The following is a 19,286-nucleotide window of genomic DNA, read 5'->3' as shown; positions in this document are numbered from 1 at the left end:
TCAACCTTGCAGCTGCGCCCGCACGCTCGCGAGCGAGGGCGCGACATCGCCGAAGCGCTCCTGCGCCCAGCCGGGGTCGAAGTAGGTCTGGCGGTAGCGCTCGCCGCTGTCGCAGAGCAGCGAAAGAAGGGCACCGCTCTCACCCCGCGCTTTCATGCCCTGTGCCAGGTCCAGCATGGCCACCAGGTTGGTGCCGGTGGACGGGCCCACGCGACGGCCCAGCAGGTCGGACAGGGCGTGCATCGCGGCCAGCGAATCGGCATCGGACACCTCCAGCATGCGGTCGATCAGGCTGGGGATGAAGCTGGGTTCCACGCGCGGGCGCCCGATGCCTTCGATGCGCGAGCCCGGCGCGGTGAGCGTGCCGTCGCGCAGCCGGTGGTAGGCGCAGAACACCGAGCCCGCCGGGTCGGCCACGCACAGCTGACTGGCGTGGCGCCGGTAGCGCAGGAAGCGGCCGATGGTGGCGCTGGTGCCGCCCGTGCCCGCGCCGACCACGATCCAGCGCGGCACCGGGTGGCGTTCGTGCGCCATCTGCTCGAACATGCTCTGCGCGATGTTGTTGTTGCCGCGCCAGTCGGTCGCGCGCTCGGCGTTCGTGAACTGGTCCATGTAGTGGCCACCGGTTTCCTTCGCGAGCGCGTGGGCCGCGGCGTACACCTCGCCGGTGGTCTCCACGAAGTGGCAGCGCCCACCGTAGAGGGCGATCTGGTCCAGCTTTTCCTGCGAGGTGCTGCGCGGCATCACGGCGATGAAGGGCAGGCCGAGCAGGCGGGCGAAGTAGGCCTCGCTCACGGCGGTGGAACCGCTGGACGCTTCCACGATGGTGGTGCCTTCGTGCACCCAGCCGTTGCACAGCGCGTAGAGAAACAGCGAGCGCGCCAGCCGGTGCTTCAGGCTGCCGGTGGGGTGGGTGGACTCGTCCTTGAGATAGAAGTCGATGCCGTGCGCCGCCCAGCCGGGCAGGGGCAGGGCGATGAGGTGCGTGTCGGCGCTGCGGCAGAAGTCGGCCTCGATGCGCGCGATGGCCTGGTGCACCCAGGCGGTGGAGGGGGTCATGTCGATCTTCGGTGAAGGCGGGGGGAGGCAGGCATTGTGTATTACCAGTCTTCTTTCACCGCGCGCACCGCATCGCGGTTGGCGGCGGCCTGGCCGGCGAGCCAGGCGGTGAGCGTGCCGGCCACCACCACGGCGGCGCACAGCGCGAGCAGGCGGGCCCAGGGCAGCACGAGGTCCATGGTCCAGTGGAAGCTCTGCGGGTTGACCACGTGCACCAGCACCAGGCTCACGGCCAGGCCGAGCGCGAGGCCGGCGAGCGCGCCGAGCACCGTCCAGGCCAGGCCTTCGAGCGCCACCACGCCCAGGATCTGCGACCGCGTGAGGCCCAGGTGCGCGAGCAGGCCGAATTCGCGGCGGCGCGCCAGCACCTGCGCGCTGAAGCTCGCGGCCACGCCGAACAGGCCGATGCCGATCGCCACCGCTTGCAGCCACACGGTGACGGCGAAGCTGCGGTCGAAGATGCGCAGCGAGTTGGCGCGGATCTGGCCGACCGAGGCGAACTCGATGGCATTCGCCGCACCCTGTGCCTCGGCCAGCGCGCGGATGCGTTCGCGCACCGCGTTTTCGTCGGCCCCTTCGGCCAGGTGCAGCGCGAGGTCGTTCACGCGCGCGTCGCCGGTGAGGCGCACGAAGTCGGCGCGGTCCATCACCACGCTGCCGTGCTGGCGCGCGTAGTCGCGCCACACGCCGGCCACGAAGAAGCGCGTGCCGCGCACCTGCGGCTCGGCGAAGGCCTGCGCGAGCGCGGGCAGCCAGCTGCCGGGCCGGGCACCGTACAGGTCCACCATGGCCTCGCTCACATAGACCGTGACCACGCGCTGTTCGCCCTCGGGCACGGCAGGGGCGGGCAGGGGGTTGCCCACCAGGGGCAGGCTGAGCGTGCCGCCGGTGGTTCTCTCCAGCGGGCGCGTGAGCAGCGCGATGGCGGGGCGCTCGGGCGCGAGCTGCACCGGCGTGGCGCGCAGCGTGTCCACGCGCGCCACGCCGGGGACACCGGCCACGGCGGTCACGAACCCGGTGGGCAGGTGGCTGCCGTCGCCCGCGCCGCTGCCCACGCTGCGCACGTAGAGCTGGGCGGGCAGCACGGCGTCGAGCCAATGCGTGACCGAGTCGCGAAAGCTCGCCACCATCACCGTGAGCGCGACCGACAGCGCCAGGCTCGCGACCACGCCGCTGGTGGCCACGGCGGCGGTCTCGCGCAAACGGCGCGCGCGCTCCACCGCGAGCACCGGCAGGGCGTGGCGCGCGATGCGCGGCGCGATGCGGTCCAGCAGCCAGCCCACGCCCAGCGGCAGCGCCGCGATGCCACCCACCAGCAGCAGGCCCACCGACACATAGGCCGCCAGGGGAATGCCCGCCACCGGTGGTGCCCAGGCCATGGCGGCGGCCAGCAGCACCAGGGCCAATGCCAGCGTGTGGCGGCGCGCGCCGGGCCGCGGCGGCGCGCCCAGGCCCTTGAGCGCGAGCGCGGGCGCCAGGCGCGCGGTGGCCTGCGCGGGCCACCAGCCGCCCACCAGCGCCGCCACCACGCCCAGCAGCAGGTAGACCATGGCCGCGAGCGGGCTCCACAGCAGCGGCGGCGCCACGCCCGAGAAATAACCCCCGCCCAGGTCGCCGCCGAGCAGGCGCAGCGCGAGCGCGGCCAGGGCCGTGCCCAGCGCGATGCCCAGCGCGCTGCCCAGCAGGCCGAGCAGGGCCGACTCGGCCAGCACCAGGCGCAGCCGTTCGCGGCTGGACAGGCCCAGCACGCCCAACAGCGCGAACTGCGGCTGGCGCCGCGCCACCGACAGCGAGAGCACCGAGAACACCAGGAAGGCGCCGGTGAACAGGGCCACCAGCGCGAGCACCGTGAGGTTGACGCGGTAGGCGCGCGAGAGGTTGCTCACGCGCTCGCCCGACTGCTCGGGCCGCTGCGCGATCACGTTCGGCGGCAGGTCCAGCGCGGCCAGCACCTCGCTGGCGCGCGCGCCGCTGGCCAGGCGCAGGTCGATGCGGCTGAGCTGGCCCACGCGGTCCATCAGCGCTTGCGCGGCGGCCACGTCCATCACCAGCAGCGGCGCGCCGGGGGCGTTCACGCGGCCGGCCACGCGCAGCACCGCGCCGTTCTGCAGCCGCACGGTGGCCTGCCCCGCGAAGGCCTGTTGCGCCGCCGCGTTGAGGAACACGGTGTCGGGCGCGAAGAGGTCGAAGCGCCGCGTGGTGTTTTCACCGTCGGTCACCGGCATCAGGGCGGGCGAGAGGCCGGCCACCACCAGCGCGTCCACGCCCATCAGCTTCGCGCCCAGGCGCTCGCCGTCGCGCGCGAGGGCCTGCACGGGGCCTTCCAGCACCGGGCTGGCGAGCGCCACGCCGGGGTGCGCGGCCACGCGGGCGAGCAGGGTGTCGTCCAGCGAGCCCTGGCGCGCGCGCAGCTCCACGTCGGGCTGGCCGTTGACCGAGCTCACCGCGCTGGAGAACTCGGCCAGCGCCGAGGCGTTGATCAGGTGCACCGCGAAGGCCAGCGCCACGCCCAGCATGACCGCCACCACCGCCGAGGCGTTGCGCCAGGGGTGGTGGCGCAACTCTTGCAGGGAGAAGGTCGAGAGCAGCGCGCGCATGGCGTGGAGCTTAAGCCCTCGCGCTTGGTGAGACAGCGCACCGACGAAGCCGCGGCAAAGGCCTAAGATGGTCCAACGGTTGTCTGGCGTTCACCGATCACACAGCGCCTTCACGCGCTGCCGCCCGCCGCAAGGCGGGTCCACTTCTCCCCACACGGTGACCCCCATGGTTCGCATCCACCTCGCCATCGATCTGCAGTACGAGATCCACCCACCCGGTGCCGATTTCATCTTCAACGTGCAGGCCGCGCATTCGCCCCAGCAGACCGTGAGCTGGGAGCAATTGCAGGTCAGCCAGCCCGTGCCCCTGCTGATGCACACCGACGCGGCCACGCGCACGCGCACGCTGCGCCTGAGCGCCGGGCCGGGCGCGCTGTCGGTGCGCTACCGCGCCACGGTGGACATCGAGCACCACGTGGCGCAGCCCGACAGCGTGTTCGAGACGCCCGTGGCCCAGCTGCCGCCCGAGGCGCTGGCCTACATCTACCCCAGCCGCTACTGCCAGTCCGACTGCGTCACCGCCCTGGCCAACGAGCTGTTTGGCCAGTTGCCCATGGGTTACACACGGGTGCAGGCGATCCAGCAATGGGTGCAGAGCCAGGTGACGTTCGAGTCGAACACCAGCAATTCCATGACCTCGGCGCTGGACACGCTCAACGACCGCAAGGGGGTGTGCCGCGATTTCGCGCACCTCATGATCACGATGTGCCGCGCGCTCAACATTCCCGCGCGCTTCACCACCGCGGTCGACTTCGGCGCCGACCCCGCCCTGGGCCCGACCGACTTCCACGCCTACGTGGAAGCCTATGTGGGCCACCGCTGGTACATCTTCGATCCCTCGGGCACCGCGATCCCCATGGGCTTCCTGCGCATCGGCACCGGGCGCGACGCGGCCGACGCCTCGTTCGCCACCATCTTCGGCGGGGTGGTCACGCACGCGCCGCGCATCGACATCTCGGCCCAGACCAGCCCGCAGCACGGCTGGCTGATGCCGGTGCACCGGCCCGAGGCCTTGTCGACCGACGGCGGCTGGCAGGCGGGCGGCTAACGCTGCTCAAGCGCGGCGCGGGCCGCTTTCTCCGTGGCGAGCAGGTGCTGCTCCATGAGGGCGACCGCGGCCGTCGTATCCCTGCGCAGGACCGCGTCGAGGATCGCCTGGTGTTCCGCCTGCACGTCCCGGGCCACCAGCGGGCCCTTGTGGCGGGCCTTGCGGTAGCGCTGCGAATGGTCCATCAACTGGTTCCAGAACCGCAGCAGCCACTCCGAACCACAGGCGCTCACCAGCGCCGCATGAAAGTGGCGGTGCTGCTTCTCCCACTCGAGATCCGTGGTGCTGCCTTCGCTCCCGGGCAGGGGGGTGCGCCCCAGCACGTGCAGGGCGGCAACCACCTCTGCTTCCCAGCGGGCGTCGCCGTGCTGGATGGATTCGGTCAGGCAAAGGCGTTCGATCTCACGGCGCGTCTTCATCAGATCGGCCAGCTCGGCGAGTGAGATCTCCAGGACGCGCGCGCCCCGCCGCGCTTCCATGGACACCAGCCCCTCGCTGGCTAGGCGGGCCAGCGCCTCGCGGATGGGCGTGAGCCCCAGGCCGAACCGCTCTTCCAGCTCCGCGACCCGCAAGCGGTCGTTCGCCCCCAGGTCGCCCAACAGGATTTCCTGCCGCAGGCGGTGGTACGCGCGCTCGGTGCGCGAGCCCGAATCGAGGGCGGGGTCTTCTACAACGAACTGATTCATGAAGTAAATAGGAGTTTATACGAAACACAATATTTCATGAAAAACGTATATTTCATGAAATTCAGCGACTTTCGCAAACGGAGAAATTATCGCACCGACCGCCCTCCGTGGGCCGGTGAGCCGCCTTCTCCCCGCCGCGAAAGAGGCGTTTTCACCCCCTGTCCCGAAAGTACCCATGAAACTGAAACGATGCACCCTTCTCCCCGCGCTGGTCCTGGTCAGCGGCGCCGCGTGGTCCCAGAGCACCAGCACGGTCTACGGCCTCGTCGACCTGGCCTTCGTGCGCGAAAGCGGCGGGCCCAACGGCGCCAGCGCCTCCAAGCTCACCAGCGGCGTCGCCGGCGGCTCGCGGCTGGGCTTTCGCGGCACCGAAGACCTCGGTGCGGGGCTCTCGGCGTTCTATGTCCTGGAAATGGGGCTCAACGCGGACAACGGCACGCTGGGGCAGGGCGGTCTCGCGTTCGGGCGGCAGTCGCTCGTGGGCCTGCAGGGCGGTTTCGGCAGCCTCTCGCTCGGCCGCCAGTACACCCCCATCGCCTTCGTCCAGACCGAGACGGATCCCTTCATCACGGGCCTGGCCGGGACGTCCGCCAACCTGATCAGCGCCGGCGGCGCGGGCGGCAACAACCGCATGGACAACACCGTGCGCTACACCTACGCGGCCAAGGCCGGCTGGACCGCCGATGTGGTCTACGGCCTGGGCGAAACGCCCGGCGACAGCAGCGCGCGGCGCCAGTACGGTGGCGCGATCGGCTATGTGTCGGGTCCGGTGTACGTCAAGCTGGGCCACCACAACGTCAACAGCGCCGCATCGGTGCCGGCGAAGATGAGCTTCCTCGGGGCGAAATACGACTTTGGCGTGGCGACGGCGCATTTCAACTACGTGGTGAACAAGGGCTCGGCGGTGTTCGGCCTGGTCAACGCGGATTCGCGCGACGTGTTGCTGGGGGTGTCGGTGCCTTATGGGGCAGGGCGGTTCATGGCCTCGTACATCCGCAAGAACGACCGGACCGCCGCCCACCACGATGCGAGCCAGTGGGCGCTGGGCTACACGCACGCCCTGTCCAGGCGCACGGGTGTCTACGCCTCGATCGCGCGCATCGACAACAGCGTGCCCGCGGGCTCCCCCACCGGCTTCTACCGGGTGGGCAACGCCACCGAACAAGGGCTGGGCAACCGGGCCTACAACGTCGGCATCCGCCATGCCTTCTGACGCCTGCCGCGCGCCAGAAGCGTCCTTCCCTCCATTGCCTTCAGACACCATGAACACCTCCTTCCATCGCCGCTCCTCGCTGCGGCTGCTGCTCGCCACCTTCGCCGCCGCGGCGCTGCTCGCGCCGAAGGCGCAGGCCCAGGCGCCGAACTACCCCAACAAGCTGGTCACCATCGTGGTGGGCTACCCCGCTGGCGGCGACACCGACGTGCTGGCGCGGTTGATCGCCGAGAAGCTCGCCCCCCGCCTGGGACAACCCGTGGTGGTCGACAACCGCACCGGCGCCGCCGGCACCATCGCGACCAACTACGTCTCCAAGGCACGCCCGGATGGCCACATCCTGCTGCTGGCCCCCAACACCGCGGCCATCACGCCCCACGTGATGACGGCCGCCGGCAGCGCGATCGACCCGAGCACGGAACTGACCTCCATCGTCCAGCTGGGCAGCCAATCGCTGTTCGTCGTCGCGGCGACCGTGACCGGCGTTTCTTCCGTGAAGGAGCTGGTGGCCAAGGCCAAGGCCGGCGGCATCGTGAGCTACGCCAGCCCTGGCAACGGTTCGCCCATGCACATCCTCGGCGAACTCTTCAACAAGTCCACCGGCACGAAGATCACGCAGATTCCGTACCGGGGCAGCATGCCCGCCATCGCCGACGTGGTGGGCGGGGCGATCCCGCTGATGTACACCACGCTGGGTCCCGCCGCGCCGCACATCAAGTCGGGCCGCCTGGTGCCGCTGGCGGTGGCCGACCTGAAGCGCTCGCCCTTTCTGCCCGATGTGCCCACGCTCGCCGAGCAGGGCATCATGGGGGCCGAGGTCGGGGCCTGGCAGGCGCTGATGGGGCCCAAGGGCATGCCCGCCGACCTGGTCCAGCTGATCAACCAGCATGTCAACGAGATCCTCAAGATGCCCGATGTGATCGCGCGGATGGAGACCATCGCGCTCGCGCCAGCGGGTGGAGACCCTGGCAAGCTCGCGAAGCTGGTGGCCGCCGACTATGTCCGCTATGGCAAGGTCGTGGCCGAATTTGGTATCAAGGCGGACTGAGCGCCGCAAGCACCGTGACCCACCATCCACAGAACCTTTTGTCCCGCCTTTCACCGCAGCCGCCGCTTCCCTTCGAAGCCGCGCAGGCCTACGAAGAGACCGTGCTGGGCTGGGCCGCCGACGCGCCGCTGCCGGCCGGCATCGCCGTCGCGCGCGACCGCGCCTATGGCCCCGATCCGCAGCACCGCTGCGACGTGTACCGGTCCACCGATGCGCGGGACGACGCCCCCATCCTGATCTTCTGGCACGGCGGTGGCTGGACCAACGGCTACAAGGAGTACGTTGCCTTCATGGCGCCAGCCGTGGTCGGCCTGGGCATGGTGCTGGTGGCGCCGGGCTACCGGCTGGCGCCGGGGCACCGGCTGCCGGCGGCGTTCGAAGACGGCCTGGCGCTCACCCGCCATGTGATCACCCATGCGGCCGACTTCGGCGGTCGCGGCGACCAGATCTACCTGGCGGGGCATTCCGCCGGCGCGCATCTGGCGGCGCTGGTGGCCTTGCGGCGCGAGGAAGCGGGCGGCGCCGGCATTCCCCCGGGCGCGATCCGGGCCTGCCTGCCCGTGAGCGGCATCATGGATCTGCACCACCCCGATCCCCCCGCGGCCAGCCTGGAAGAGCGCATCTACAGCATGGTGCTGAGCGACGCGGCGCACGACGCCGTGATGAGCCCGCTGTGCTGGACGGTGGGCAACACCATCCCCATGTACCTCAGCCATGGCGAGTCCGACAGTGCCCGGGTGGTTCATTCGAACCGCCGCATGGCGGCCTTGCTGGCCAGGCAGCCGGCGCCGTCCCAGCTGCACGAAGAGCCCGGCCTGGACCATTTTGCGACCCACACCTGCCTGCGCGACCCGAAGGCGGCGTGGTACCAGCGCCTGGCCGGCCTGCTGCAGGCCCACCGGCGCCTGGATCCATCCGCTGTTTGAGAGGAAAAAGAATGCAGACCACCCCCACCCCCGCCGAGAGGGAAACCGCTTTCATCACCGGAGGCGCCTCCGGCATCGGCCGCGCCACGGCGCTGCGCCTGGCCGAGGACGGTTTCCGCGTCGTGGTGATCGACCGCAACGCGGCGCAGGTCGACACGCTGCTCGCGGAACTCACCCAGGCCGGGCGCGACGCGGCCGGCCACGCGGTCGACGTGTGCGACCGCCCGGCCATCGCGGCGCTGATCGCCGCCGAGGCGCGGGTCGACGTCATGGTGTGCGCGGCGGGGATCGGCCCCGCCCGGTCCTTCGACGACATCCGCGACGAAGACTTCCGCTCTGTGCTGGACGTGAATGTGCTGGGCGTCTTCATCGCCGCGCAGGAAGCCACGCGGCGCATGAAGCCGGGCGGTCGGGTCGTGACGGTGTCCTCGCGCGCGGCGCTGGGCGGCACTGGTTTTGCGCACTACGTGGCCTCGAAAGCCGCGGTGGTGGGCCTGACCCGGGCCATGGCGATGGACCTTCGCCAGCGGCAGATCGCGGTCAACTCGATCGCGCCGGGCTTCACCGACACCGGCATGACGCGCGCCATGACGCCCGAGCAGCACGCGGCGGCCAGCGCGCTCGAACCGAGCGGGCGGCCCGCCGATCCGGGCGAGATCGCCCATGCCATTGCCTTCCTCGCGTCGCCGCGCACCCGCTTCATCACGGGCCAGACCCTGTTCGTGGATGGTGGCAAGTCGCTGGGCGGCCTGGGCCTGTGAGGAGGCCGCGATGATCGTTCGAACCGCGTGTCTCGAAGGCACCGTGAAGCCGGAGGACGTGGACCGCCTGGATGCCTTCGTGATCGAGCAGGTGGTGCCGCTGATGAAGCGCTTTCCAGGCGTGCGCGCCGTGCGGGTGCTGCGCGCCCTGTCCATCGAGGACGGCGGCCCGCGCCTGCACATGACCTTCGAATCCTCCTACGACTCGGTGGACGCCATGGAGCGCGCCTTTGCCGATCCCGTTCGCCAGGTGCTGAAAGCCCAGCTCGCGCAGATCCGGCCCTGGTTCCAGGGCCGCCTGTTCCACGTCACGCAAAAGGTGCTGGCCGACGGGCCTTGCCCGACGCCCGACAGGGCATAGCCGACCAAATTAGTCTGCATGCCACTTCCCACGCCGAACGTTTGCCGGTAGAATTCAGTTTGTTTCAAGTAAGAAACACGGGTTTACTAAAGAAACGTTTGGCGCCCGGAGGCGGCCAGGCACTTCAAGGATTGCAGATGAGCGTACTGGGCATCGATCAAATCACCTACGGCGCCGCCGACCTGCCGCGCTGCCGCCAGTTCTTCCTGGACTGGGGCCTGTCGCTGGTGCAGGAATCTCCACAGGAACTGGTGTTCGAATCGCTCAACGGCTGCCGCGTGGTCGTGGCGCACTCCGACAAGCCCGGCCTGCCGGCCGGCGTGGAGCCCGACCCGACGCTGCGCGAGGTGGTCTGGGGCGTGGACACGGCCGAGAGCCTGGCGCTCTACCGCAGCCGCCTGCAGGGCCAGCCCGGCTTCGTGGAGGCCGATGGCCGCTTCGGCTGCACCGACCCCAATGGCCTGGCGGTGCGCCTGCAGCTCACGAAAAAGCGCGAGGTGCAGATCGAGAGCGCGCTCGTCAACACCTGGAGCGACCGCCCGCGCCGCAACCAGCGCAGCCCGGCCTACGACCGCGCCACGCCGGTCGAGGTGGGCCACGTGGTGTTCTTCGTGACCGACCTCAAGGCCACCGGCGCCTTCTACATCGACAACCTGGACTTCGTGGTCTCCGACCTGTACCCCGAGCGCGGCCTGTTCCTGCGCTGCGCGGCCGAGGGCGGCCACCACGACCTGTTCCTGCTGCAGCCGCCCGAGCCGCGCAAGGGCCTGAACCACGTGGCCTTCTCCGTGCGCGACCTGCACGAAGTGGTCGGCGGCGGCATGCACATGTCGCGCAGCGGCTGGAGCACCGAGCTCGGCCCGGGCCGACACCCGATCTCCTCGGCGATGTTCTGGTACTTCGAGAGCCCGGCCGGCGCGCTGGTGGAGTACTACACCGACGAGGACGAACTCACCGCCGACTGGGAGCCGCGTGAATTCACGCCCGGTCCGACGGTGTTCGCCGAATGGGCCATCAAGGGCGGCATCGACGGCCATACGCGCCGCCAGGTGAACGCCGGTGCGCCCAGCGGCAAATTCATGACCGACAAGCCCAAGCCGCCCACGGAATGACGACACCGAAGGAGACACCGCATGCGAACCCCCGACCTCTACAACGAAACCCACCAGACGCGCACCGCTCCCCCGACCTCGTATGAGGGTTTGCTGGGCGATTCGATCGAACGCGCCTACGCTCAGGGCATCCACGACCTCGAAGGCCTGGTGAAGTACCTCAACGACGCGGGGCCCTCGGGCCCCAATGGCCAGCGCTGGACCGAGCAGTCCTTCCAGCAGGAAATGGCCCGCCTCGGCGCCTGAACCCCGCCGCCCGACCCCAGCCCCACCGCCAGGAGACACGTCCATGGATACCTCTGTCATCAACGTTCAGCTCGACCCGGTCGACGCCGTCCTCGAAGTCGGCCTCAAAGACCTGTGGTTCCCGGTCTGCCCGTCCAGCTTCGTGAAGAACGACCCGATCTCGATCCGCCGCCTGGGCTACAAGATCGCGCTCTGGCGCGACCAGGCCGGCCAGGTCCACGCGCTGGAAGACCATTGCCCGCACCGCGGCGCGCCGCTCTCGCTGGGTGTGAACCTGGGCGACCGCCTGGCCTGCCCGTACCACGGCGTCGAAGTGCGCTGCGACGGCACCGTCACCCGCGTGCCCGGCAGCCCCGGCTGCAAGCTCGAAGGCTCGCGCCCCGCGCGCATGTTCCACGCCGCCGAAGCGGCCGGCGCGATCTTTCTCTACAACGCGAGCAACCCCATCCTGGACGACGCGCCGCCGCTGCAGCTGCCCGAGGAACTGACCTCGCCCGAGTGGTCGAACTTCCTCTGCTACACCGAGTGGGGCGGCGACTACCGCTACGTGGTCGACAACGTGATGGACCCGATGCACGGCGTGTACCTGCACAAGCAGTCGCACACCATGAGCGAGGGCGACAGCCAGGCCGAATTCCAGATCCGCGACATCCCCAACGGCTTCTGCTTCGAGAAGAAGGGCCAGCGCGGCGTCAACTTCGACTGGACCGAGTGGATGGACCTGGGCATCCACGTGATGCGCCTGGAGATCCCGTACCCCAAGACCGGCGGCCCCGGTGGCAACTTCACCATCATCGGCAGCTACACGCCCATCAGCAACCGCACCTCGGGGGTGTTCCACTGGCGCTGCCGCCGCGTGACCGGCTGGCAGCGCGACACCTGGCGCTTTCTCTACAAGAACCGCCTGGAAGAGCGCCACTGGAACGTGCTGGAGCAGGACCGCGTGGCGGTGGAGAACATGGAGCCCGACGCCAACAAGCGCGAGCACCTGTACGCGCACGACATGGGCATCGTGCGCCTGCGCCGCCACCTCAGAAACCTGGCCAAGGCCCAGCTCGACAAGCCCATGTGAGAATCGCGGGATGAGCAACAACGCCACCACCCTGCAAGCCTGGGTCCACACGCTGCGCCACGAAGCCGATGACGTGATCAGCGTGGACCTGCGTCCCGCCCCCGATGTCGTGTTCCCGCCGTTCGAGGCCGGCTCGCACATCGACCTGCACCTGCCCAACGGCATGGTGCGCAGCTACTCGCTGTGCAACAACAGCCAGGAGCGCCACCGCTACGTGGTGGGCGTGCTCAAGGACCGCACCAGCCGCGGCGGTTCGCGCTGCGTGCACGAGCAGTTGCGCGTGGGCATGCGCATCACCATCAGCGCGCCGCGCAACCACTTCGGCCTGCACGAAGAGGCCAGCCACACGGTGCTGGTGGCCGGCGGCATCGGCGTCACGCCCGTGCTGTGCATGGCGCGCCGCCTCAAAGACCTGGGCCGCAGCTTCGAATTCCTGTACTTCGCGCGTTCGCGCAAGAGCGCGGCCTTCATCGCCGAGATCGAGGCCCTGGGCGTGCCCGTGACCTGGCACTTCGACGACGAGAAGGGCGGCCCGCCCGACCTCACGGCCCTGCTGGGCCGGCGCGCGCCCTCGGCCAGCGAGCACTTCTACGCCTGCGGCCCGGCCGTGATGCTCGACAACTTCGAGAAGACCTGCGCCGCGCTGGGCCACAGCAACGCCCACATCGAGCGCTTCACGGCGGTCGAGGTGGCGGCCGCGGACGACGCGAAGACCAGCTTCACCGTCGAGCTGCGCCGCAGCGGCCAGATGTTCGAGGTCACGCCCGACACCACGCTGCACAAGCGCCTGATCGAGATCAACGCCGACGTGCCTTTCAGCTGCGAAGAGGGCATCTGCGGTTCGTGCGAAACCAAGGTGCTCGAAGGCATCCCCGACCACCGCGACATGGTGCTGACCGACGCCGAGCGCGCGGCCAACAAGGCCATGATGGTCTGCGTCTCCGGTTGCAAGAGCGACCGGCTGGTGCTCGATATCTAAGCGTCGATCGAGCCGTCGGCGTCGGCAGCCCCGCACTGCCGCCGCAGCTTGCCGAGCACCGTGTACAGCACGCGGCGCTCGTCCCGGCTGAGCGTGAGGATCATCTGCGCCTGGCTGCGCCGCGCCAGCGGCATGATTTCCTGGTACAGCGCCTGACCGGCTTCGGTCATCAAGCAGATGAGGCCCTTGCGACCCCGGGGACCCGGCGTCTGCATCTCCACCAGGCCCCGGTCACCCAGCAGCCGCAGCGCGCGGCTCACCTGCGCCTTGTCGGCGGCCGCGAGTTCCACCAGTTCCGCGAACGGCAGTGAGCCCGCGTGCGCCAGCACGGACAGGATGCGCCACTCCGACACCGTGAGCTCGAAGCGGTTGGCATAGGGCAGGGTGATCGCGCGCCGCAGCCCGTTGCTGGTGTGGCTGAACATGGTGGTCAAAAAGTCGTGCACCGCCAGACCCGCGCCATCGGGCGCCAGATCGGCCCAGGGGTTGCTGGCGCCGTCGTCGACCCCTTCGGGCGGCAGGGCAGAGGGGTTCGGCAGGGGCTCGTCTTGGGACATGCGGGGATTCTCGGGGAAGCGGCGCGCCCGATCGGCCTCGCGCCGCGATCTCGTCGTTGATCAGTCAATTAAATTGCAACAAATTGTCAGAAATCGGGATTTCATCGTTGATCAGTCAACGACGAAAGCATACGATGAAGGTGTTTCTGTTGTGAACCCATGTTTCCAATATGAAACGTCTAAATGGCGCGGACGGACACCGGCCTGGACCCCACCCAACGGCATGAATCGCCTTCACAGGAGTGCATTGATGAAAACGGATCGTCGACAGTGGATGGCCATGGCCCTGGCGGCCACGGCCTTGTTTGCGGGTGGCGCGGCCGCCCAGGCCTACCCCGAGAAAACCATCAGCCTGGTCGTGGCCTATCCGCCCGGCGGCGACTCGGACGCCACCGCCCGGCTGTTCGCCGAGAAGCTGTCGCAGCGGCTCAAGCAACCCGTGATCGTGGACAACCGGCCCGGCGCGGGCGGCACGGTGGGCAACACCTACGTCTCGCGCGCCAAACCCGATGGCTACACGCTGCTCTTCACACCCAACCCCTTCACCACCGCGCCCATGGTGCTCAAGCTCGCGCCCAACGCCAGCTACGACGCGCTCAACGGCTTCGACCCGGTCGTGCTGAGCGCCATGCAGTCGGTGCTGCTGGTGACGCACCCCGAGAGCGGCATCAAGAGCGTGGCCGACCTCGTGGCCCAGGCCAAGGCCGGCAAGCAGCTCACCTACGCCAGCCCGGGCGCGGGCTCGCCGATGCACATCGTGGCCGAGTGGCTGAACCGCGCTGCCGGCATCCAGGTGCAGCACATCCCGTTCCGCGGCGTCGGCCCGATGATTCCCGACATGCTGGCCGGGCGGGTCAGCATGGGCTACGTCACCCTGGGCGCGGTGGAGCAGCACCTCAAGTCCGGCAAGCTGGTGGCGGTGGCGCTCACCGACGGCGAGCGCACGCCGCTGCTGCCCAACCTGTCCACCGTGGCCGAGCAGGGCTACAAGGACGTCAAGCTCGGCGCCTGGAACGGCATCTTCGCGCCCAAGGGCACGCCCCCGGCCGTGGTCAAGCAGCTCAACGAGCACATGAACGAGATCCTGCGCATGCCCGACGTGGTCGAGAAGATGGCGACCTTCGGCTCGCGCCCGGTGGGCGGCAAGCCCGAGGCGCTGGCGAAGATCAACGCCGACGATTACGCGCGCCTCTCCAAGCTCATCAAAGACCTGAACATCCAGGCCGACTGAGCCCCAGGCAAGGAACTCCCATGAGCGAATCCACCCTGGGCCGCGACACGCCGCAGGTCAACGCCCGCGCCAAGGTGCTGGGCCGCGCGGTGTACGCCGGCGACATCAAGGTCGCCGGCATGCTGCACGGCAAGATCCTGCGCAGCCCTTACCCCCATGCGCGCATCGTCCGCGTGGACACCTCGGCGGCGCTGGCCCTGCCCGGTGTCAAGGCGGTGCTCACCGGCGCCGACGCGCCGCGCACGATGTGGGGCGTGCACCAGAAGGAGCGCCGCATCCTCGCCGAGGGCGTGGTGCGCTTCGCGGGCGAAGAGGTGGCGGCCGTGGCGGCCACCACCGAAGAGATCGCGCGCGACGCGCTGGACCTGATCCACATCGAGTACGAGGAACTGCCGCCGCTGCTGACCCCCGAGGAAGCGCTGGCCGAGGGCGCGCCCGGCGTGCACCCCGGGCGCGGCAACGTGGCGCACGAGATCCGCTTCGAGCGCGGCAGCGTCGACGCCGGGTTCGCGCAGGCGGACCTGATCCATGAGGCCACCTACACCACGCACGCGCAGTACCCGGGCTACCTCGAGCCCATGGCCAGCGTCGCGGCCATCGACGCGGACGGCCGCCTGCAGGTCTGGACCTCGACGCAGTCGGTGTTCCTGGCGCGCGCGCGCCTGGCCGCGGCCCTGGAGCTGCCGGTCTCGCGCGTGCGGGTGCTGGCGGCCACCGTGGGCGGGGGCTTCGGCGGCAAGATCGTCGAGGACGACAACCAACTGGTGGCCGGCCTGCTGGCCCTCAGAACCGGGCGCGCGGTGCGCCTCGTCAACAACCGGCTGGAAGACTTCCAGGCCGCGTGCTCCAGCGTGCCCGAGCGCATCACGCTCAAGCTGGGCATGACGCGCGAGGGCCTGATCGTCGCCAAGGACGTGCACATCGTGGCCGACTGCGGCGCCTACTGCGGCCTCTCGCCCGAGGTCATGCACGTGAGCGCCATGCGCAGCGACAACATGCACCGGCTGCAGCACGTGCGCTCGCACGCCACCATGGCCTACACGCACACGCCACCGCACGGCGCGTTCCGTGGCTTCGGCGGCACGCAGATGCTGTTCGCGCTCAACAGCCACATCCACACCATGGCCGAGCAGCTCGGGATCGACCCGGTGGAGATCCACCGGCGCAACGCCATCGGCCGTGGCGAGACCTCCATCCACGGCTGGCAGATCGGCAGCACCGGCCTGCTCGAATGCATTGCCCAGTGCACCGAAGCCATCGGCTGGGGCGAGAAGCGCGCGCGCTCACCGGGCACGGGCAGCCGCCGGCGCGGCGTGGGCATGGCCGCGGCCATGCACGTGAGCGGCAACCGCACCATCGGCAACTGGGACGGCTCCACCGTGATGATCAAGGTCAACGAAGACGGCCGCCTGGTGGTGCATTGCAGCGAAGGCGACATGGGGCAGGGCGCCATGACCATGCTGAGCCAGATCGTGGCCCACGAGCTCAACGTGCCATTGGCCCATGTGCTCGTGGTCGCGCCCGACACCGACAGCGCGCCGTTCTGCATCGGCACGCTGGCCTCGCGCGTGACCATGGCGGCCGGCAACGCCGCCATCGTGGCCGCGCAGGCCGCGCGCGACAAGCTCTTCGCCCTGGCCGCGCAGATGCTCGGTGCGCCAGCCGACCAGCTGGAGATCGCCGAAGGCCACATCCGCGTGCGCGAGCAACCCGGGCAGCGGCGCACGCTGGCCGAGGTGGCGCGCCAGCACATCTGGCGCCACGGCGGCGAAGGCATCCAGGTCATGGGCAGCTGGGACGCCAAGACCCAGATGCACGACGACCAGGTCCACGGCAACATCGCGCCCGCCTACTCGTTCGCGGCGCAGGCGGTCGAGGTCGAGGTGGACACGCAGACCGGCCAGGTCACGGTGATCGACAGCTACGTCAGCGACGACTGCGGCAAGGCCCTCAACCCGCTGGCGATCCACGGCCAGACCAACGGCGCCACCGTGCAGGCCATGGGCTGGACGCTCTACGAACAGCTGCAGCTCGAAGGCGGCCGCCTCATGAACGGCAACTTCGCCGACTACAACATGCCCACCGCCGACGCCGTGCCCCTGCTGCGCGGCGGGCTGGTGGAATCCCACGAACCCAACGGCCCGCACGGCGCCAAGGGCGCGAGCGAGACCGCCATCCTGCCCGGCGCGCCGGCGATCGCCAACGCGGTGTACCACGCGGTGGGCGTGCGCATCACCGACCTGCCCATCACGCCGCAGAAGGTGCTGGCCGCGCTGCGCGCCCTGAAGGAGACGGCCCATGCTTGACTTCGACTTCCTCGAACCCGACAGCGTGGCCGAGGCCAGCCGCATGCTGGCCGACCTGGGCGACGAGTGCCGCGTGATCGCGGGCGGCACCGCGCTCATGCTCGGCATGCGCCAGCGCATGCTCACGCCCTCGCACCTGGTGTCGCTGGGCAGACTCGGCGCGCTGCGCGGCATCGCGCTGGACGAGCGCGGCGGCCTGCGCATCGGCGCGCTCACGCTGCACGCCGAGGTGGCCGCCTCGCCCCTGGTGCGCGAGCGCTGGCCCATGCTCGCCAGCATGGCCGCGCGCGTGGCCAACCCGCAGGTGCGCAACCAGGGCACGATCGGCGGCAACCTCTGCTACGCCGACCCGTCCACCGACCCGCCGGGCTGCCTGCTGGCGCTGAACGCGCAGGTGGTGCTCGCCAGCGCGCGCGGCGAGCGCGTGCTGGCCCTGAGCGACTTCCTGGTGGACTACTACACCACCGCGCTCGAACCCGACGAGCTGCTCAGCGAGATCCGCGTGCCCGCGCTGCCCGCCGACGCGAGCGGCCAGTACGCGCGCTTCCTGCGCACGGCGGCCGAGCACCGGCCGCTGGTCAGCGTGGCCTTCGTCGCGCGGCGCCTGGGCGCGGTCTGCACCGAGGCGCGCATCGCCGTCGGTGCGTCTACCCCCATTCCCGTGCGCCTGCCGCGCGCCGAGGCGTACCTGGCCGGCAAGACCCTCACCGCCGACGTGGCGGCCGAGGCCGCCGACATCGTCGCCGCCGACATCGAACCCGTGTCCGACGCCCGGGGCGACGCCGACTTCCGGCGCGACATGGTGCGCGTGGTCGCGCGGCGCAACATCGCGGGCCTGTTCGGCCTGCCCCAGGAGTAAGCCATGAGCCAACACCCCATCACCCTCACCGTCAACGGCGAGGCCGTGCAGAGCACCGTGCCCGCGCGGCGCCTGCTGTCCGACTTTCTGCGCGACGACCTGCACCTCACCGGCACCAAGCGCGGTTGCGAAACCGGCATCTGTGGCGCCTGCTCGGTGCTGGTCGACGGGCAGGTCGTCAAGTCCTGCCTGAGCCTGGCGGTGCAACACAGCGGCCGCGCCATCACCACCGTGGAAGGCCTGTCGCAGGGCGAGACCCTGCACCCCTTGCAGGAGAGCTTCATGCAGTGCGGCGGCCTGCAATGCGGCTACTGCACGCCGGGCTTCCTCATGACCTCGTGCGCGATGCTGGCGGCCAACCCCTCGCCGAGCGAAGACGAGGTGCGCCATGGCCTCAACGGCAACCTCTGCCGCTGCACCGGCTACACCCAGATCGTCGAATCCATCCTGACCGCTGCGGAGAAGATGCGTGGAAATTGAAAAAACCCTGTTGCTGGACGCGCCACCGGCGCGTGTCTGGGCCCTGCTGCTGGACCCGAATGCCATGGGCGCCTGCGTGCCCGGCATGGAGTCCATTGAGGTCGTGAGCGACGACGAGTACGTGGCCGTGATGAAGGTGAAGATCGCCTTCATCAGCGCGCGCTTCAAGCTCAAGACCCGCATCGTCGAACGCGACGAGCCGCGCTACCTGCGCGCCGAAGGCACGGGCGAGGACGCCTCGGTGGCCAGCTCGCTCAAGCAGAACAGCGAGATGTGGCTGCAGGAGCGCGAGGGCGGTGGCACCGAGCTGCGCATGAAGGTCAAGGTGGACGTGCTCGGCCGCATGGGCACTTTCGGCCTGGGCGTGATGAAGACCAAGGCCGACCGCATGTGGGATGAGTTCGGCGTCAACGCGGCGGCGCGCCTGGCCGGCGGCACCGGGGCGGCGGTGGACGTGCCGGTGCCCCCGGTGGTCGTCGAAGCCGCCGTGCCCGTGGAGCCGGTGCCGCCGCCCCCGGCGCGTCCCGAGCCCACGCCGCCGCCGGCGGCGAGCGCGCAACGCCCCGGCTTCTGGGCGCGCCTGTGGGGCGGCTCGGGTCAGGACATCCGCGTGGAAGTGCGGCGCGGCGACACCACCATCACCGTGCACTGGCCGGTGCAGGCCTCGCAGGACTGCGCGGCCTGGCTGCGCACGCTGGTCTGACCCACCGCATCTTCAAAAGAAAAGGCCCGCTCGAGCGGGCCT

At 70.0% G+C, this 19,286-nt stretch carries 19 protein-coding genes; 15 read left to right on the top strand and 4 right to left on the bottom strand.

Annotated elements, in window-relative coordinates; all coding sequences use genetic code 11:
• A complete protein-coding gene (locus AC1Q9M_RS11265) occupies positions 1–1,059 on the bottom strand; it encodes a PLP-dependent cysteine synthase family protein (protein WP_492433798.1) in 1,059 nt (352 codons plus the stop codon).
• A 41-nt stretch (positions 1,060–1,100) separates the two neighbouring features.
• Positions 1,101–3,656 (bottom strand): FtsX-like permease family protein, encoded by a 2,556-nt coding sequence (locus tag AC1Q9M_RS11260; protein WP_492433796.1) that lies wholly within the window; start codon positions 3,654–3,656, stop codon positions 1,101–1,103.
• 166 nt (positions 3,657–3,822) lie between these two features.
• Here AC1Q9M_RS11260 and AC1Q9M_RS11255 point away from each other — a divergent pair, with 166 nt between their 5' ends.
• Entirely contained in the window at positions 3,823–4,704 is an 882-nt protein-coding gene (locus AC1Q9M_RS11255) for a transglutaminase-like domain-containing protein (protein WP_382156552.1), read from the top strand.
• On the opposite strand, the gene AC1Q9M_RS11250 is transcribed toward AC1Q9M_RS11255, so the two are convergent.
• Entirely contained in the window at positions 4,701–5,390 is a 690-nt protein-coding gene (locus AC1Q9M_RS11250) for a GntR family transcriptional regulator (protein WP_382320746.1), read from the bottom strand. The genes AC1Q9M_RS11255 and AC1Q9M_RS11250 overlap by 4 nt on opposite strands.
• A gap of 175 nt (positions 5,391–5,565) precedes the next feature.
• On the opposite strand from AC1Q9M_RS11250, the gene AC1Q9M_RS11245 reads away from it, so the two are divergent.
• The 9 genes from AC1Q9M_RS11245 to AC1Q9M_RS11205 all read left to right on the top strand — a co-directional run bounded on the left by AC1Q9M_RS11245 (position 5,566) and on the right by AC1Q9M_RS11205 (position 13,108).
• Complete coding sequence (locus tag AC1Q9M_RS11245; RefSeq protein WP_382320744.1) at positions 5,566–6,603, top strand: porin; 1,038 nt, start codon at positions 5,566–5,568, stop codon at positions 6,601–6,603.
• A 49-nt stretch (positions 6,604–6,652) separates the two neighbouring features.
• A complete protein-coding gene (locus AC1Q9M_RS11240) occupies positions 6,653–7,651 on the top strand; it encodes a Bug family tripartite tricarboxylate transporter substrate binding protein (RefSeq protein ID WP_444686952.1) in 999 nt (332 codons plus the stop codon).
• A gap of 38 nt (positions 7,652–7,689) precedes the next feature.
• Complete coding sequence (locus AC1Q9M_RS11235) at positions 7,690–8,577, top strand: alpha/beta hydrolase (protein WP_444691258.1); 888 nt, start codon at positions 7,690–7,692, stop codon at positions 8,575–8,577.
• 11 nt (positions 8,578–8,588) lie between these two features.
• Positions 8,589–9,338, top strand: a complete 750-nt coding sequence (locus AC1Q9M_RS11230) for an SDR family NAD(P)-dependent oxidoreductase (protein WP_444686950.1) — start codon at positions 8,589–8,591, stop codon at positions 9,336–9,338.
• 10 nt (positions 9,339–9,348) lie between these two features.
• Complete coding sequence (locus AC1Q9M_RS11225; protein WP_382156563.1) at positions 9,349–9,699, top strand: EthD domain-containing protein; 351 nt, start codon at positions 9,349–9,351, stop codon at positions 9,697–9,699.
• Positions 9,700–9,836: 137 nt separating this feature from the next.
• The gene (locus AC1Q9M_RS11220; RefSeq protein WP_382320738.1) at positions 9,837–10,811 is read left to right on the top strand and encodes a VOC family protein; all 975 of its coding nucleotides are present in this window, start codon (positions 9,837–9,839) and stop codon (positions 10,809–10,811) included.
• A gap of 21 nt (positions 10,812–10,832) precedes the next feature.
• Positions 10,833–11,057 carry a recombinase-like helix-turn-helix domain-containing protein gene (locus tag AC1Q9M_RS11215; RefSeq protein WP_382156567.1) on the top strand — a complete coding sequence of 75 codons (225 nt, stop codon included), beginning with the start codon at positions 10,833–10,835 and terminating at the stop codon, positions 11,055–11,057.
• Between the two features lie 43 nt (positions 11,058–11,100).
• Positions 11,101–12,129, top strand: coding sequence for a Rieske 2Fe-2S domain-containing protein (locus AC1Q9M_RS11210; RefSeq protein WP_382156569.1), 1,029 nt, complete (start codon positions 11,101–11,103; stop codon positions 12,127–12,129).
• 10 nt (positions 12,130–12,139) lie between these two features.
• Positions 12,140–13,108: a PDR/VanB family oxidoreductase gene (locus AC1Q9M_RS11205; protein ID WP_444686949.1), complete on the top strand. Its 969-nt coding sequence runs from the start codon at positions 12,140–12,142 to the stop codon at positions 13,106–13,108.
• On the opposite strand, the gene AC1Q9M_RS11200 is transcribed toward AC1Q9M_RS11205, so the two are convergent.
• Complete coding sequence (locus AC1Q9M_RS11200; protein WP_444686948.1) at positions 13,105–13,665, bottom strand: MarR family winged helix-turn-helix transcriptional regulator; 561 nt, start codon at positions 13,663–13,665, stop codon at positions 13,105–13,107. The genes AC1Q9M_RS11205 and AC1Q9M_RS11200 overlap by 4 nt on opposite strands.
• 250 nt (positions 13,666–13,915) lie before the next feature.
• On the opposite strand from AC1Q9M_RS11200, the gene AC1Q9M_RS11195 reads away from it, so the two are divergent.
• The 5 genes from AC1Q9M_RS11195 to AC1Q9M_RS11175 are packed head-to-tail and all read left to right on the top strand — an operon-like array spanning position 13,916 to position 19,244.
• On the top strand, positions 13,916–14,896 hold the full coding sequence (locus AC1Q9M_RS11195) for a Bug family tripartite tricarboxylate transporter substrate binding protein (protein ID WP_444686947.1): 981 nt from the start codon (positions 13,916–13,918) through the stop codon (positions 14,894–14,896).
• A gap of 20 nt (positions 14,897–14,916) precedes the next feature.
• Positions 14,917–17,202: a xanthine dehydrogenase family protein molybdopterin-binding subunit gene (locus AC1Q9M_RS11190; protein ID WP_492433789.1), complete on the top strand. Its 2,286-nt coding sequence runs from the start codon at positions 14,917–14,919 to the stop codon at positions 17,200–17,202.
• Positions 17,195–18,061, top strand: a complete 867-nt coding sequence (locus AC1Q9M_RS11185; RefSeq protein WP_492433787.1) for an FAD binding domain-containing protein — start codon at positions 17,195–17,197, stop codon at positions 18,059–18,061. Before AC1Q9M_RS11190 ends, AC1Q9M_RS11185 begins: the two co-directional genes overlap by 8 nt.
• A gap of 3 nt (positions 18,062–18,064) precedes the next feature.
• On the top strand, positions 18,065–18,541 hold the full coding sequence (locus AC1Q9M_RS11180; protein ID WP_382320726.1) for a (2Fe-2S)-binding protein: 477 nt from the start codon (positions 18,065–18,067) through the stop codon (positions 18,539–18,541).
• Positions 18,531–19,244 carry an SRPBCC family protein gene (locus AC1Q9M_RS11175; RefSeq protein WP_492433785.1) on the top strand — a complete coding sequence of 238 codons (714 nt, stop codon included), beginning with the start codon at positions 18,531–18,533 and terminating at the stop codon, positions 19,242–19,244. Before AC1Q9M_RS11180 ends, AC1Q9M_RS11175 begins: the two co-directional genes overlap by 11 nt.
• Positions 19,245–19,286 lie beyond the last annotated feature (42 nt).

The sequence above is a fragment of the Hydrogenophaga sp. GW823-FHT04C09 genome, from assembly GCF_058796355.1.
Note: the sequence above shows the minus strand (reverse complement) of the source record. Positions and strands in the feature narration are given on the sequence as shown.

What these genes read in the sequence shown, in the direction of transcription:
- AC1Q9M_RS11265 (WP_492433798.1), bottom strand. Translation starts at nt 1,059, where the DNA reads ATGACCCCCTCCACCGCCTGGGTGCACCAGGCCATCGCGCGCATCGAG.
- AC1Q9M_RS11260 (WP_492433796.1), bottom strand. Translation starts at nt 3,656, where the DNA reads ATGCGCGCGCTGCTCTCGACCTTCTCCCTGCAAGAGTTGCGCCACCAC.
- AC1Q9M_RS11255 (WP_382156552.1), top strand. Translation starts at nt 3,823, where the DNA reads ATGGTTCGCATCCACCTCGCCATCGATCTGCAGTACGAGATCCACCCA.
- AC1Q9M_RS11250 (WP_382320746.1), bottom strand. Translation starts at nt 5,390, where the DNA reads ATGAATCAGTTCGTTGTAGAAGACCCCGCCCTCGATTCGGGCTCGCGC.
- AC1Q9M_RS11245 (WP_382320744.1), top strand. Translation starts at nt 5,566, where the DNA reads ATGAAACTGAAACGATGCACCCTTCTCCCCGCGCTGGTCCTGGTCAGC.
- AC1Q9M_RS11240 (WP_444686952.1), top strand. Translation starts at nt 6,653, where the DNA reads ATGAACACCTCCTTCCATCGCCGCTCCTCGCTGCGGCTGCTGCTCGCC.
- AC1Q9M_RS11230 (WP_444686950.1), top strand. Translation starts at nt 8,589, where the DNA reads ATGCAGACCACCCCCACCCCCGCCGAGAGGGAAACCGCTTTCATCACC.
- AC1Q9M_RS11225 (WP_382156563.1), top strand. Translation starts at nt 9,349, where the DNA reads ATGATCGTTCGAACCGCGTGTCTCGAAGGCACCGTGAAGCCGGAGGAC.
- AC1Q9M_RS11220 (WP_382320738.1), top strand. Translation starts at nt 9,837, where the DNA reads ATGAGCGTACTGGGCATCGATCAAATCACCTACGGCGCCGCCGACCTG.
- AC1Q9M_RS11215 (WP_382156567.1), top strand. Translation starts at nt 10,833, where the DNA reads ATGCGAACCCCCGACCTCTACAACGAAACCCACCAGACGCGCACCGCT.
- AC1Q9M_RS11210 (WP_382156569.1), top strand. Translation starts at nt 11,101, where the DNA reads ATGGATACCTCTGTCATCAACGTTCAGCTCGACCCGGTCGACGCCGTC.
- AC1Q9M_RS11205 (WP_444686949.1), top strand. Translation starts at nt 12,140, where the DNA reads ATGAGCAACAACGCCACCACCCTGCAAGCCTGGGTCCACACGCTGCGC.
- AC1Q9M_RS11200 (WP_444686948.1), bottom strand. Translation starts at nt 13,665, where the DNA reads ATGTCCCAAGACGAGCCCCTGCCGAACCCCTCTGCCCTGCCGCCCGAA.
- AC1Q9M_RS11195 (WP_444686947.1), top strand. Translation starts at nt 13,916, where the DNA reads ATGAAAACGGATCGTCGACAGTGGATGGCCATGGCCCTGGCGGCCACG.
- AC1Q9M_RS11190 (WP_492433789.1), top strand. Translation starts at nt 14,917, where the DNA reads ATGAGCGAATCCACCCTGGGCCGCGACACGCCGCAGGTCAACGCCCGC.
- AC1Q9M_RS11185 (WP_492433787.1), top strand. Translation starts at nt 17,195, where the DNA reads ATGCTTGACTTCGACTTCCTCGAACCCGACAGCGTGGCCGAGGCCAGC.
- AC1Q9M_RS11180 (WP_382320726.1), top strand. Translation starts at nt 18,065, where the DNA reads ATGAGCCAACACCCCATCACCCTCACCGTCAACGGCGAGGCCGTGCAG.